This window comes from Pseudomonas sp. BIGb0176, from assembly GCF_024810175.1.
Classification (GTDB): Bacteria; Pseudomonadota; Gammaproteobacteria; order Pseudomonadales; family Pseudomonadaceae; genus Aquipseudomonas; species Aquipseudomonas protegens.
In genome coordinates, this window is the sequence record NZ_JANUEC010000002.1 from 302,377 (window position 1) to 315,250 (window position 12,874).

Here is a 12,874-nt window from a genome sequence, read left to right on the forward strand (position 1 = left end):
CCAAGCCCCCCGGCCCAGCTCCTTGCGCACGGCACTTACTCCGCTGCCGACTAACCCTGAGGCCTGCAGGAACACAACAAACACCGGGAGGCGCCATGTTAGAAAGCCCGGCATGACTTCAAGCATAAAGAGGCACTTTCATGTCGGCGTGCACCCCGCAGCAGTCCCGGGTCTCGGCCCCGTTATTCGGCCTGTTCTGCCTGGGCAGCTACCTGCTGTCGCTGTCCTACGGCTCGACCTTTCTCCTGTCGCTGCTGATCGGCAGCCGTGGCGGCAATGAACACGATGCCGGCACGGTGATTTCCACAGCCATGCTCAGCACCTTTGTTGCGGTGATCGGCTCCGGGCACCTCTCGGACCGCCTGGGCGCCGCGCGCTCGGTGGCAGTGTTCGGCTGCCTGTTGGCGGTGGCCAGCCTGGGCTTTGCCCTGACCCCGGGGGTCGGCCCCGGCCTGCTGTTCTTCGGCCTGACCCTGGGCCTGGGCTGGGGGGTGTTCTATACCCTGGGACCGATCATCGTGGCGATGCTGGTGGAGCCCGCGCAACGGGCCCGCTACTTCGCATTGCTGTCGGGCAGCATGATGACCGGCATCGGCTCCGGCCCCTTGCTGGGGCGCCTGGCCAGTGCCCTGGGCTACCCACTGACCAGCGCCTTTCTGATCGCCGCCGGTGCCAGCCTGCTGGGTGTGCTGATCTTCTGGCGGCTGGGCGGCCGGCTGCGCCAGCAGGCCAACCACCTGGGCACCGCGGCGGCTAGCATCACCTGGGCTGGCACCGCGCAGGTGCTGTCCTCCCGCGCCGTCTGGCCGATTCTCATGGTGGGCCTGGGAGGTTGCGTATTCGGCGGCCTGTCGAGCTTCCAGACCAGCTACGGCCCCTCCCGCGGCGTCGACTACTCGCTGTTCTTCCTCGGCTTCATGAGCGCCGCCATCGCCAGCCGCCTGCTGATCGCCGGGATCGTGGTCAAGCGCGATCCCTATCGTGCCGCCTGCCTGCTCTCGGGGCTGATGCTGGTGTCGATCCTGCTCTTTTTATTTGCTGTCGACAGCAGCGCCAGCTACCTGCTGGCTGCCGTGACCCTGGGGGTGGGCTATGGCCTGACCTACTCGGTGATCAACGGCCTGGCGGCCAACGAAGCGCCAGCCGGCTGCACCTCCCAGGCGTTGCTGCTGTTCAGCCTGTCGTACTTCATCGGGGTCTTCGGTTTTCCCTGGCTGGCCGGGCGGATCATCGTCGAAGCCGGCATCCAGGCGCTGCTGTTCACGGTGCTCGGCGTGGCGTTGCTGAACTGGCTGATCAGCCTTGGCCGCCTGGGCTGGCGGCGCCTGGGCCACTGGCGTATGGCAGCCGGTGCATAACACCGTTCGTCGATCATCAGGCACCAACCGGCCCCGGCAGCGGACCAATATCAGGTAACGACTCTAACGAATGGAGGCGACACCATGATCAAGGTCCAACTCTGCGCCCTGGCCCTGGCCGGGCTGCTGTCCACTGCTGCCCTGGCCGGCGCCACCGGCCCGACCAACCCGGTTGAAGGCCCGAAATCCCCGGCCACCCAGGGCACGCCGAAGATCAACATCAACCCACCGGCCATGGACGAAGGCTCATTGCCACCGGCGACCGGGACCGACCCGCGCATTCAGGGCAACGACAACGGCCGCCAGGGCGGTGTCGGCACCATGGACTCCAGCACACCCGACAGTGGCAAGACCGGTACCGGCTCGAAAACCACCACCGGCGGCTCAGGTTCTGAAGGCAGCAGCCAGTAACCGCCGGTTCAATCCAGCAGGCCCTGTGCGCCAGGGCCTTGAGGAGAGATGTCATGACTCGAGGAAGCAAAGCCAAATACACCCTGGCCCAGCGCCGCAAGGCCGCGGCCATCGAAGCCAGCTACGAAGAACGCGGGCTCTCGCCGGAGCAGGCCGAAGCACGGGCCTGGGCCACGGTGAACAAACAGTCCGGTGGCGGTGAACGGGCGGGTGGCTCCGGTCGGGACAAAAGCCCCGCAGACAAAGCCCGGGCCCGCAGCGAGTCGGCCCGGCGCGCAGTGGCCACACGCCACGGGCATGCCCGCAACAGCGCGGCGTCCCTGGGCACCCAGAGCAAGGACAGCCTGATGCGCGAAGCTCGGGCGAAGAAGATTCCGGGACGCTCGCGCATGCGCAAGCAGGAGCTGATCGAAGCCTTGAGCAAGGCCGGCTGACCGGCGGCCAGTTGCTCGCCGCTAACTCAGCCGCGCGCCAGCAAGGCATCCACTTCGGCACTGCCCGGAGCGGTGGCCGGGCCACGCCGGGTGACGGCAATCGCCGCCGCGGCGTTGGCCCGACGAGCCGCCATCAGCGGCTCAAGACCCGCTGCGAGCCCGGCGACCAAGACCCCGGCGTGGGCATCACCGGCACCGTTGCTGTCCACCGCCTCCACCTTGAACCCCGGCACCTGCACCGCCTGCCCCTGGCGGCTGACCCAACAGCCGCGGGGGCCATCACGCAGCACCAGCAACGCCGCAGGTGACAACCAGCTTTCGAGCTGCGCCAGCGCCTGGGCAATCTGCGAAGTACCGGTCAATTGCAATGCCTCGGCGCGGTTGCTGCTCCAGATGTCGATCCGCGGCAACAGCGCCGCCATCAAGGGTGAATCTGCCGAACCGGCCAACGGCCCCGGGTCGAACATCAATGGGATCGAACGAGGCAGCGCCAGCAACCAGTCCAGCAGGGCCCGTGCCTTGCACTCCTGCAACAGGCTGTAGCCGCTGACATAGAGGTAATCCCCCGCCTCCACTCGGACCCGGGCCAGATCCTCGGCCGACAATTCGCCCTCGGCGCCGATATGGGAAATGAAGGTGCGTTCAGCAGAGGCTTCGGTGAGGGCCACGCACAGACCGGTATCAGCCCCCCTGCCGGGCTCCAGGCTCATCTGTATGCCTTCGCCCTGCATCGCCGCCCGCGCCAGGTCGCCAAAGCGCCCCTGCCCGTGGCGCCCGAGGTAGACCACCGGCAACCCGTTGCGCGCCGCGGCGGCCATCACGTTGAAGCCGCCACCGGCCTCGAAGCCCGCGGATTGCGCGAGCACATCGCCTCCGGAGGCCGGCAGGCGCTCTACCGCCATCACCAGGTCGACTATCACCTGGCCGGTGTGCAGCAACCTAGGCATTGGCGTTCTCGACAAAGGCCGCGCGCCGGTCCCGGGCACCGCCCAGTAGAGCGTAACCGCCGCCGGCCACCAGGAAGGTGACGATCCAGCCCAGGCCGTTATGCCCCAGCCAGGAATCGGCCAGGGGCCCGGTGAACCAGACGTCTTCGGCAGTGGTGCCGATGGTGGTGAAACCGAAGCCCAGCACAATCGCCAGCACCCAGGCGCCAAAGGCTCGCCATTCGATGCCGCCCCGGTACCAGTAGGCGCTGCTCGGGCCGACGTTGAGCAGATCATCGGCGCTGTAGTGATGACGATGGATCAGGTCCACCACGAAGATCCCCACCCAGGCGGTGATCGGCACCGCCAGCAGGGAGATGAAGCTGATGAAAGGGCCATAGAAGCTGTCGGCAATCAGCATGAAATAGATCGAGCCGAGGAAGATCGCCACGATATCCACCAGCACCGCATAGACCCGCTTGACCTTGAGGCCCAGGGTCAGCGCGGTGAGGCCGGCGGAATACACAGAGAGGTTGTTGGACAGCAGCAGGCCGCCAAAGGCCGCGACCAGGTAGGGCACCGCCATCCAGGTCGGCAGCATGTCGCGGATCGCGATGATCGGGTCCACTGCCGAGGCCAGGTGGTCGTTGCCCACCGACAGCAACCCGCCCAGGGTAATCAGCAACACCAGCGGAATGCCGGCGCCAAACGCCGCCGAAGCCACCAGGCGCCCGGCCGTTACCGAACGGTGCTGATAACGCGACATATCGGCCCCGGAACTGGCCCAGCCAATCCCGGTCCCGGCGGCCATGGTGCCGACGCCGATGATCATCGCGCTCATGGGGGCCGGCGCGGCATTGAAGACCGCCGCCCAGTCGATGGTGGCGCAGAGGAAACCGCCCACCAGCACGTTCAGGGCACCAAAGCCGTAGGTGGCCCACTTCTGGATGACCAGCAAGGTGGCGTGGCCCAGGCCGGAGACGCTCAGGGTCATCAGCACGAAGATGCCGATGAACAGCAGGGTCAGCAGCGGCGCATCCTTGGCCGAGGCCGGGGTCTGGAACAGGATCGAGCTCAGGGACAGCAGGACAAAGGCCGCCGTGGTGGTATTGACCGTCTCCCAGCCAACCCGTGAAAGCATCGACACCAGGGTCGGGCCGATATTGCCCCGCACCCCGAAGATTGCCCGGGACAGGGTCAGGCTCGGCGCCCGCCCGCGCCGGCCGGCTACCGAGATCAGGCCGACCACGGCGAACGACCCCACCGACCCCAGGATGGCCACCAGCAGCACCTGCCAGATCGACAAACCGCGAAACGCCACCAGAGTCGCCCCCAGGGGCAGGCCGAGAATACTGATGTTGGCCGCGAACCAGACCCAGAACAGCTGCAGCGGGTGCCCGTCGCACTCTGCCTCGGGAACCGGCTCGATACCGCGGGTTTCCAGTTGCCCGGCGCCTGATCCGGCCGTGGATGAACTCATGATAAAACTCCTGTTGCCGTTGTTAGGGGTATTGGGCAATTTCGGAAGTCACAGAACATCCCGGCATTCCTGGCCGTGTCATAGCTTTCCATAGCGATCGGCAACATGGCCGCACACCGCGGCCTGTACCTTAAAGGCGGCTCAACGCAGCGCCAGCAGCTGTTCCACCAGAGGCTGCAGGTCCAGCTCATTGACCTTTCGCACCTGCCCGATCAGTTCGCCAGGCCAGATCTCCATCCCCAGGCAAGCGCCGAGCATGGCACCGAGAATCGCCGCGATTGTGTCGGTGTCGCCCCCCAGGCCCGCGGCCATGCACAGTGCCTCGAAGGCCGGCAATTGCCCCAGGGCCACTTGTCGGGCCAGGGCGAAACTCACCACCACCGATTCCTGGGAAGCCACCGAGGTGCCGATCAGCTCGTAGAGCATCCGCGCAAAGCCTTCCCGATCGCCGTCGACACGCAGGGTGCCGGTCCAGTCCAAGCGAGCACCGATGGTGGCACCCGCTACCCAGTGCCCCTGGGCCTGGGCCTGCCGGGCGACCTGCACACCAAGTGCCAAGGCTTCGGCCAGAGGCTGGCCGTTGATTCCGGCGGACACCACCGCCGCCACCGCCGCCGCGCTGGCAATGCCCAGGCTGGTGTTGTGCGTCACCTGGCAGGCCTCGACCACCGCCTGCAGAAAGGTCTCGGGCCGAGCCACATCGGCGGCGATGCCCACCGGCGTGATGCGCATGGCGGCGCCATTGGTGGTGCCATAGCGGCCCGCCTCTTCAACGGACTCCCCGGCGAGGATCATTTCAATGGCGCGTTTGGTGGAAGGCCCCAGCAGATCCTGGGAACCCTTGGCCTGCATCTGCGCCTCCCACTCGATCAGGCTCTGGGCCAGGGCCGCCGGAGCGATCCGGCCCTGCCCCCGGACCAACAGGCGAGCCACCAGGATCGCCTGCTCGGTATCGTCGGTAATGGAGCCCCGGGGCATGTTCGCGGCAATCGGCTGGTCCGGGCCGGCGTCCTCCAGGGTGCGGATGACGCCGAAGCGCTGCTGGATCTGTTCCCGGCTCAAGGATTGGGTCGGCATGCCCAGCGCATCGCCCAGGGCCAGCCCGTAAAAGGCGCCCAGGGCGCGCTGCAATGCATTCACCGCGGCTCTCCGAACTGCAGGTGCATGCGAAAATGCTGCGGGTCCAGCAGGCTTTCGACCTGCTCCATAAAGCGCCCCTGGCGGTCGTAGGTGGTACGCAGGGCCTTGAGGAAGACTTCGCCCGGAGCACGTCCGAGCAATTGGGCATCTTCAGCATTCAAGGGCTCGGCGCCGATCCACTGATCGCCGCGCTCGCCGATATAGCCGTAGGCGGCCAGGGTAATGGTCAGGGAATCATCGATCAGGCCGACCCTAGGCAGGCCTTCCAGCTCGCCGGAAGCCGGGATCAGAGAGCGCTCCAGGGACAGCACCCGGCCATCGGTGCTGCGGCGCCGGCGATCGAGGGCGATGAACTGGTCGGTGCCCAGGCGATGCTTGAGGTCCGGGCGCTGGATCGCTTCCAGGCGCAGCACCTCGGTGTTGACCAGCGCACCGCTGTCGGCCAGGGCCTGGGCCCAGCCATGATGCTGATCCAGGGCAACACCGTCGAAGGTGACGATGGAGCCTACGCCGCTTTGCGTGGCGATGTAGTTGCGCCGCTTGAGCTCGGCCAGGGCCTCGCGCAAGGTGCCACGGCTGACACCGAATTCTTCGGCCAACTGATGCTCGCCCGGCAGTTGAAAGCCGTCCTCCAACAGGCCGCTTTCAATACGCCGGATCAACTCGTCGACCACCCTTGTTTTCTTATCGAATCGGACATGTTTGATCATGTCCGGTTTGATACATGAAAGGCCCGAGCCAGAGCAAGAAATATCTTCTTACAGCCGTCTGAAACGCCCGTCAGGGTTCAAGACCAATGGGAAAGAACACCCCGCAACTCCACACCCCCAGCCAATTCTGGCCGTCGATCTGGCGGGTCTGCGCCAGCTCCACCAGTTGGTAGAAGACGTTGCGATGGATCAGCGCTTCAAGATTGTGTCGAACCAGGATGTAAGGCGCCGGTTCCTGGGTCAGGGGGTCGATCACCACCCGCAGCGGGTGCTCGTCATTGGCGACCACCTGCTCCTCGACGTTGGTAGAAAAGCGCAGCACCTGAGCCTCGCCCTGCCCTTCGACCTCCAGGGTCACGGCGACGAAGGGTGCGTCGTCGACCTTGATGCCGACCTTCTCCACCGGAGTGATGAGGAAATAGTCATCGCCATCGCGGCGAATGATGGTGGAGAACAGCTTGACCATGGGTTTGCGGCCGATCGGCGTACCCAGGTAATACCAGGTGCCGTCGCGGGCGATGCGCATGTCGATATCGCCGCAGAAGTCGGGGTTCCACAGGTGGACCGGCGGCAGGCCTTTTTCAGCCTTGGGAATCTGCGCCAACAGGTCGTTGGCCTTGCCTGGACCACTCATACCGCTCTCCTCCCTCAATCAATCAGTCGCTCAGGCCCAGCAGGCCGCGCGCGTATTGCTGCAACGGCGGACCAAGCAGATCCTGTGGCTTGTTGTCGTGGAACGTCAGTAAACCGCCACGGCTGCGAATCCGCGCGGAATCGATCAGGTACTGGGTACTGGTTTCGATCAACATGATCTGGATGGTACTGGTATCCACCCCTAGGCGGTCCACGGCTTCCTGATCCAGCCACTCGTCAGAGTTACCGATACGGTCATCGGCCTTGGCGAAACGGGCGTAGAGCAGATAGTGCGCCCCCGCTTCCCGGGCTTCGGCCATGGCTTCATTCAGGCCCTCGGGCGCCTTGGCCCGACGCACCATGGGGAAATACTCGACAAAGCCGTTGAAGGCTTCCTCGGCTACCACGTTGGGCCGCGGATAAGCGCCACCCGGCGGTACGAAATGCCCCTGGGCAATGAAAATGAACGAATCCGGCTGAATGCGGAACGAGCTGGTGCGGCGTGTATCACTGTGATCGAGCACCCCCGCATCACTCAGGTGATAGCGCACCCCTTCGCCCATATCACTGACATTCATGCAGCCGCCGAGTGCCAAAAAGGCCAGCAGCAAAACCAGGCTACGCATCCTACCCTCCAAAATCCGGTGACGGAAAACCGGCGAATGGCCACGGGATGCAGCTTCCGCGCCAGCTCCGCCAAGGAAGGGAATTCGTCGGCAAAGCACCTCAGCCGCCAATGATCTTCATCACCGTGGCTCCACCGGAAAAGGCCAGCTCCTGCTTGTCCCCCAAGGCCTTGACCAGCAGCCGCTGCAAGGCCGGCAGAGCCTGATGGCGCGGCTTGTCCAGCAGGTCGCCGACATAGTGACGATTGCTCGAAGAAAGGCAGCCGTGCAGCCAGCCCGTGGAGGACAGCCGCAAACGCGAGCAGGTGCGGCAGAACGGCACGCTTTCGTTGGCGATCACGCCGAAATGACCGTGCCCGGGAATGGCGTAGCGCACCGCGGTAGCATCCACCGGCGCATCGGCCTGAAGGTATTCGTAGCGCTGGCCGATCAGGTCCAGCAACTGTTGCAGGCTGACAAACTGCTGCAGGAAAGCGTTGCCATCATTGGCCAGGTGGCCCATGCGCATCAGCTCGATGAAACGCAGCTCGTAACCCCGTTCCAGGCAGTAATCCAGCAACGGCATCACCTGATCCAGGTTCTGCCCGCGCAACGGCACCATGTTGACCTTGATCTTCAAACCGGCACTGCGGGCTTGCTGCATGCCATCGAGCACCGTGGCCAGGTCGCCGCCACGGGCAATGCTGCGAAAGGCCGTCGCATCCAGGGTATCGAGGGAAACGTTGATCCGGCGGATACCGGCCTCCACCAGCAACGGCAGCTTGCGCGCAAGCAATTGGCCATTGGTGGTCAGGCTGATGTCGTCCAGCCCCATGCGCCCCACCGCGCCCATGAAGGCTTCCAGCTTGGGACTGACCAGGGGTTCGCCACCGGTGATGCGCAAGCGCTCGATGCCCGCCGCTTCCATCAGGTACGCCACGCCGCGAGCCATTGCCTCGGCCGACAACTCATCCTGGGCAGCCACCAGCCGCTTGCCGTTGGGCACGCAGTAGGTACAGGCGTAGTTGCAGGCAGACGTCAGACTGATCCGCAAGTTGCGAAAGCGCCTGCCTTGACGATCAACGATCATGGATGACTCCGGCGTAGGAAGGGAGAACCGGGCAAAACCTGACCCAAAAATCAGGTTTTGGCAAGTCCCATGCCTGAGTATATTCCTCGGACACTGCGCCATACAGTTTGTCGATGGCGCAATACAGCGGCTGAATGCCTTAGCTGTTCGAGGTGTCGGGGTCGCGCTTGCGCTTGTTGCCCATGCGCACACCGATGTCCATCAGGAACTGGAAGAAGCCTTCCTGATCTTCCAGCACATTGCTCCAGAACGGCGAGTGGTACAGCGCAACCGCACCATGCACCAGCGCCCACGAGGCACAGTAGTGGAAGTATGGCGGCACGTCTTCAAGCTTGCCTTCACTGATGCGACCCTTGATCAGCAGGGTCAGGCGCTCGAAGTTGGACGCGCGGATCTTGTGCAGTTCCTCGACCATCTCCGGCACCTGGTTGCCCTTGACCACCTTCTCTTCCAGGCGGTCGAACAACCGATAGCGCTGCGGGTCACGCATGCGGAATTCGAAGTAGGCCCGGGACAGGGCTTCCTTGTCCTTGTCGACGTCGGCCGAGTGCAGCAGCTCGTTCAGGTCGCGCTCGTAGTCGAGCATCAGGCGCAGGTAGATCTCCGCCTTGGACTTGAAATGCTTATAGATGGTCCCTTTGCCGATACCCACGGCATCCGCAATCATCTCGACGGTGACACTGTCTTCACCTTGTTCGAGGAACAGCTTGAGCGCGGTATCGAGAATTTCTTGCTCGCGGCGACGAAACTCACGGACCTTACGAGGTTCTTTCTGCATAAGAAAAGGTCTGTTCGGGGTCAAAATCGAAGCCGCGTATTATGCCTAACTTGCGCCAAAATGCACGGATCATCCATCGTTGCTGGTGTTTCTGGCGCAAAAGCCGCCCCGTCAGAACCTTCCAGACAGGCGCCAAAAGCCAGGGAAATCCCGTGAATACGGGGCCGGGCCAGGGTTCAAATAGCAAACTTCCACAGCCGCCAAGCTCCGGATCAGACCGCGAAGTCTGGTTTTTCCCGCACCCAGCACCCTGGATTGCCCCACGCCCTGCGTGCGACGCAAAGGCCTCGATAAGTCGCAATTCCATCATTGCCCGGCTGATTCGTCGCTCAGCGGGGGCCAATGCAACTGCCGTCCCACAGCATCAGAGAAGCCCTAGAAGAGCGGAAGAATAATCCGAAAGTATCGATGGCGTTGATAACTGCCAGCCGGGCAGGTACAGCAAACTGCAACAGATTATGTAGGCAACTTTCAGGAAAGTTCGGCTATTTTTAGTCTTATCGGCTAAAAATCAGGTGATATTCAGCGATCGAGTCGAAAACTGCGATACAGGCAACCCAAATGAGAACTCAAGCGAAGCGCGCGTATTCCAAATTTGTTTAAAAAACGAGCAGGGGCAACTGGACTGAATGCAATAGTGATCAATACTTCAACTGTCGGCGGGACATCTCCCCCAAGTGAAACGCCGATCAAGGTACCGAAGGACCGCGTGCCTTAGTTTTACTCCTAATGGTCTTAACCCGGATTCACCCCCCAGAACCCGGGTTTTTTTTGCCCGCAATTCAGCGCCAGTGCACCGTGCGACCCAGGCTCAGCCCTTGACCCGCGCCAAGGGGAACAGCCGCTTGAAGTTGGCCGTGGTCTGCTGGGCAAAGGCTTCATAGCTTTCGCCCCGCAGCATCGCCAGGAACTCCGCCACCTCGCGCACGTACTGCGGCAGGTTGGGCTTGCCACGATAGGGGATCGGCGCCAGGTAAGGCGAATCGGTCTCCACCAGCAGGCGGTCGGCCGGCACCTGTCGGGCCACGTCCCGCAGGGCATCGGCATTGCGGAAGGTGACAATCCCCGAGAGGGAAATATAGAAACCCAGATCCAGGGCCGCCTTGGCCATTTCCCAGTCTTCGGTGAAGCAATGCAGCACACCGGCATTGGGCAATGCCGCCTCGCGCAGCAGTGCCAGGGTGTCGGCGCGGGCGCCGCGGGTGTGCACCACCACCGGTTTGCCGGTCTGCTGGGCGGCCTGCAGGTGCAGGCGGAAGGATTCCTGCTGCAGCTCGGCGGCTTCCGGCTCGTAGTGATAGTCCAGGCCAGTCTCGCCAATGGCCACTACCCGGGGGTGATTCAGTTCATCCAGCAGCCAGTCCAGGGCCGGCGCTGCGCCGGGCTGCACATCCAGCGGATGCACGCCCACCGAGCAGTCGACATCGTCATAACGATCGGCCAGGGCCTTGACGTCCGCCGCGTTGTCGGCGCTGACACCGATGCACAGGAAGTGCCCTACCCCCCGCTGGCGGGCAGCAGCCAGCGCAGCATCCAGAGAGCCGTCATGAGCGGCGAGGTCGAGGCGATCAAGGTGGCAATGGGAATCTACGAGCATAGGAGGCTACAACTACATCCGATCAATGAAAGGCCCGGGTTGTGGCGCCCGGGCGGAAACAACGCTGAGTCTAGGCGCTGCGGGTCAATTCTGGGTAGGCAGGGCCGCCCACTGCACCAGCAAGGCTTCCAGCAACAGCACGCGGTTGAGGTTGGCCTTGCTCAGGACCTTCTGGCGCTGGGCCAGGATCCAGTCCTGGATGTTCAGCACCTTGGCCTGGGCAGACTTCTGCGCCAGGTATTGCAGCACCTTGCGCATGTCTTGCAGGCCCAGCCCCTGCTCATCCTGGGTCAGTTGATAGCGCAGGACCAGGTTCGACCAGTCGCAGAACCAGTCGAACAGCAGCAACAAGGGAATGGCACTCCAGGATTCGGCCAGTTGCGTGGGCGACTGCTGCTGTTTCAGCAGCTTCTTCACCCCTTCCACCACTTGCGCCCGCTGCTCGCGAACACCCTGGGCCTGCAGGCTGACCGCTGCCAGCGGCGAACCCGCAGCCAGGGTCAAGAGCTCCACCCGCTCCTCCTCGGAGCAATCAGGCAGGGCCTGGGCCAGCCACTCAAGGCTCATGGCCTCGCTGGGCAGCAGGCAGGCCTGCTGCACGCAACGGCTCTTGATAGTGGGCAACAACCGGCTGGGCTGGTGGCTTACCAGCAACAGCACAGTGTTGCCGGAAGGCTCCTCGAGACTCTTGAGCAGGGCGTTGGCGGCGTTGATATTCATCGACTCCACCGGCTCGATCAGCACCACCTTGCGCCCCCCCAACTGGGCGGTCTGGACCACGAAGCTCACCAGTTCGCGGACCTGGTCGACCTTGATCGCCTTGTCCGCTTCCTCCGGCTCCAGCACGTAGTTGTCCGGGTGGCTGCCGGCCAGCAGCAACAGGCAGGACTTGCATTGGCCACAGGCGTCCAGGCCTTCCGGGCGCTGGCACAGCAAGCGCGCCATCAGCCGCTCGGCCAGGGCCCGCTTGCCGATACCCGCTGGGCCATGCAACAGGTAGGCATGGGCATGCTGGGTACGCCCCGCCAATTGCTGCCAGAGGCTGTCCTGCCAGGGGAAGACTTCAGCCACGGGCGCGCTCCAGCAACTGCGGCAACAAGCTGTCCAGGGACTGCTGGACCTGGGCCAGGGGCTGCGCCGCATCCACCAGCACATAACGCTGCGGCGCCGCTGCGGCGCGGGCCAGGAAGGCTTCGCGAACCGTCTCGAAGAAGGCCTGGCCTTCCTGCTCGAAGCGATCCAGCCGGCCACGAGCACTGGCTCGCGCCAGGCCGACATCCACCGGCAGGTCGAAGACCAGGGTCAGGTCGGGGCGCAACTCGCCCTGGACGAAATCCTCCAGCGCAGCAATGCGCGCAAGGCTCAGGCCGCGGCCCGCGCCCTGGTAGGCGTAAGTGGAGTCGGTGAAGCGGTCGCACAGCACCACCGCACCGCGCTCCAGGGCCGGACGAATCACCGTTGCCAGGTGCTGGGCACGCGCGGCGAACACCAGCAACAGCTCGGTATCGGCATTCATGACCTCTTCCAACGGGGTCAGCAGCACATCGCGAATCCGCTCGGCCAGCGGCGTGCCGCCGGGTTCACGGGTCAACAGCACCTCGATCCCCGCAGCGCGCAGGCGCTCGGCGAGGTACTCGCGATTGGTGCTTTTGCCCGCGCCTTCCGGGCCTTCCAGGGTAATAAACAAGCCAGTCACGGGCAGTCCTTAATCA

At 64.0% G+C, this 12,874-nt stretch carries 14 protein-coding genes; 3 read left to right on the plus strand and 11 right to left on the minus strand.

Going from position 1 to position 12,874, the window contains the following annotated elements; all coding sequences use genetic code 11:
* Positions 1 to 140 precede the first annotated feature (140 nt).
* From M2395_RS12170 to M2395_RS12180, 3 genes are all read left to right on the plus strand, one after another.
* Positions 141 to 1,358, plus strand: coding sequence for an MFS transporter (locus M2395_RS12170; RefSeq protein WP_015634718.1), 1,218 nt, complete (start codon positions 141 to 143; stop codon positions 1,356 to 1,358).
* 84 nt (positions 1,359 to 1,442) lie between these two features.
* Positions 1,443 to 1,769: a hypothetical protein gene (locus M2395_RS12175; protein WP_011060134.1), complete on the plus strand. Its 327-nt coding sequence runs from the start codon at positions 1,443 to 1,445 to the stop codon at positions 1,767 to 1,769.
* A 53-nt stretch (positions 1,770 to 1,822) separates the two neighbouring features.
* Positions 1,823 to 2,203 carry a Rho termination factor N-terminal domain-containing protein gene (locus tag M2395_RS12180; RefSeq protein ID WP_019094643.1) on the plus strand — a complete coding sequence of 127 codons (381 nt, stop codon included), beginning with the start codon at positions 1,823 to 1,825 and terminating at the stop codon, positions 2,201 to 2,203.
* A gap of 26 nt (positions 2,204 to 2,229) precedes the next feature.
* On the opposite strand, the gene M2395_RS12185 is transcribed toward M2395_RS12180, so the two are convergent.
* From M2395_RS12185 to tmk, 11 genes are all read right to left on the minus strand, one after another.
* On the minus strand, positions 2,230 to 3,150 hold the full coding sequence (locus tag M2395_RS12185; RefSeq protein ID WP_015634716.1) for a PfkB family carbohydrate kinase: 921 nt from the start codon (positions 3,148 to 3,150) through the stop codon (positions 2,230 to 2,232).
* The gene (locus M2395_RS12190; RefSeq protein ID WP_019094644.1) at positions 3,143 to 4,609 is read right to left on the minus strand and encodes a cytosine permease; all 1,467 of its coding nucleotides are present in this window, start codon (positions 4,607 to 4,609) and stop codon (positions 3,143 to 3,145) included. Before M2395_RS12190 ends, M2395_RS12185 begins: the two co-directional genes overlap by 8 nt.
* 141 nt (positions 4,610 to 4,750) lie before the next feature.
* Complete coding sequence (locus M2395_RS12195; RefSeq protein ID WP_015634714.1) at positions 4,751 to 5,749, minus strand: ADP-ribosylglycohydrolase family protein; 999 nt, start codon at positions 5,747 to 5,749, stop codon at positions 4,751 to 4,753.
* On the minus strand, positions 5,746 to 6,459 hold the full coding sequence (locus tag M2395_RS12200) for a GntR family transcriptional regulator (RefSeq protein ID WP_011060129.1): 714 nt from the start codon (positions 6,457 to 6,459) through the stop codon (positions 5,746 to 5,748). Before M2395_RS12200 ends, M2395_RS12195 begins: the two co-directional genes overlap by 4 nt.
* Positions 6,460 to 6,529: 70 nt before the next feature.
* Positions 6,530 to 7,093, minus strand: a complete 564-nt coding sequence (locus tag M2395_RS12205; RefSeq protein ID WP_011060128.1) for a DUF1285 domain-containing protein — start codon at positions 7,091 to 7,093, stop codon at positions 6,530 to 6,532.
* A 22-nt stretch (positions 7,094 to 7,115) separates the two neighbouring features.
* Positions 7,116 to 7,718 carry a DUF4823 domain-containing protein gene (locus tag M2395_RS12210; protein WP_011060127.1) on the minus strand — a complete coding sequence of 201 codons (603 nt, stop codon included), beginning with the start codon at positions 7,716 to 7,718 and terminating at the stop codon, positions 7,116 to 7,118.
* A gap of 100 nt (positions 7,719 to 7,818) precedes the next feature.
* Complete coding sequence (locus M2395_RS12215) at positions 7,819 to 8,787, minus strand: GTP 3',8-cyclase MoaA (RefSeq protein WP_011060126.1); 969 nt, start codon at positions 8,785 to 8,787, stop codon at positions 7,819 to 7,821.
* A gap of 139 nt (positions 8,788 to 8,926) precedes the next feature.
* Positions 8,927 to 9,565, minus strand: coding sequence for a TetR/AcrR family transcriptional regulator (locus tag M2395_RS12220; RefSeq protein WP_011060125.1), 639 nt, complete (start codon positions 9,563 to 9,565; stop codon positions 8,927 to 8,929).
* Between the two features lie 811 nt (positions 9,566 to 10,376).
* Entirely contained in the window at positions 10,377 to 11,162 is a 786-nt protein-coding gene (locus M2395_RS12225; RefSeq protein WP_011060124.1) for a TatD family hydrolase, read from the minus strand.
* An 84-nt stretch (positions 11,163 to 11,246) separates the two neighbouring features.
* A complete protein-coding gene (locus M2395_RS12230) occupies positions 11,247 to 12,233 on the minus strand; it encodes a DNA polymerase III subunit delta' (RefSeq protein WP_123430258.1) in 987 nt (328 codons plus the stop codon).
* Positions 12,226 to 12,858 (minus strand): dTMP kinase, encoded by a 633-nt coding sequence (gene tmk, locus M2395_RS12235; RefSeq protein WP_077933615.1) that lies wholly within the window; start codon positions 12,856 to 12,858, stop codon positions 12,226 to 12,228. Before tmk ends, M2395_RS12230 begins: the two co-directional genes overlap by 8 nt.
* Positions 12,859 to 12,874: the final 16 nt, after the last annotated feature.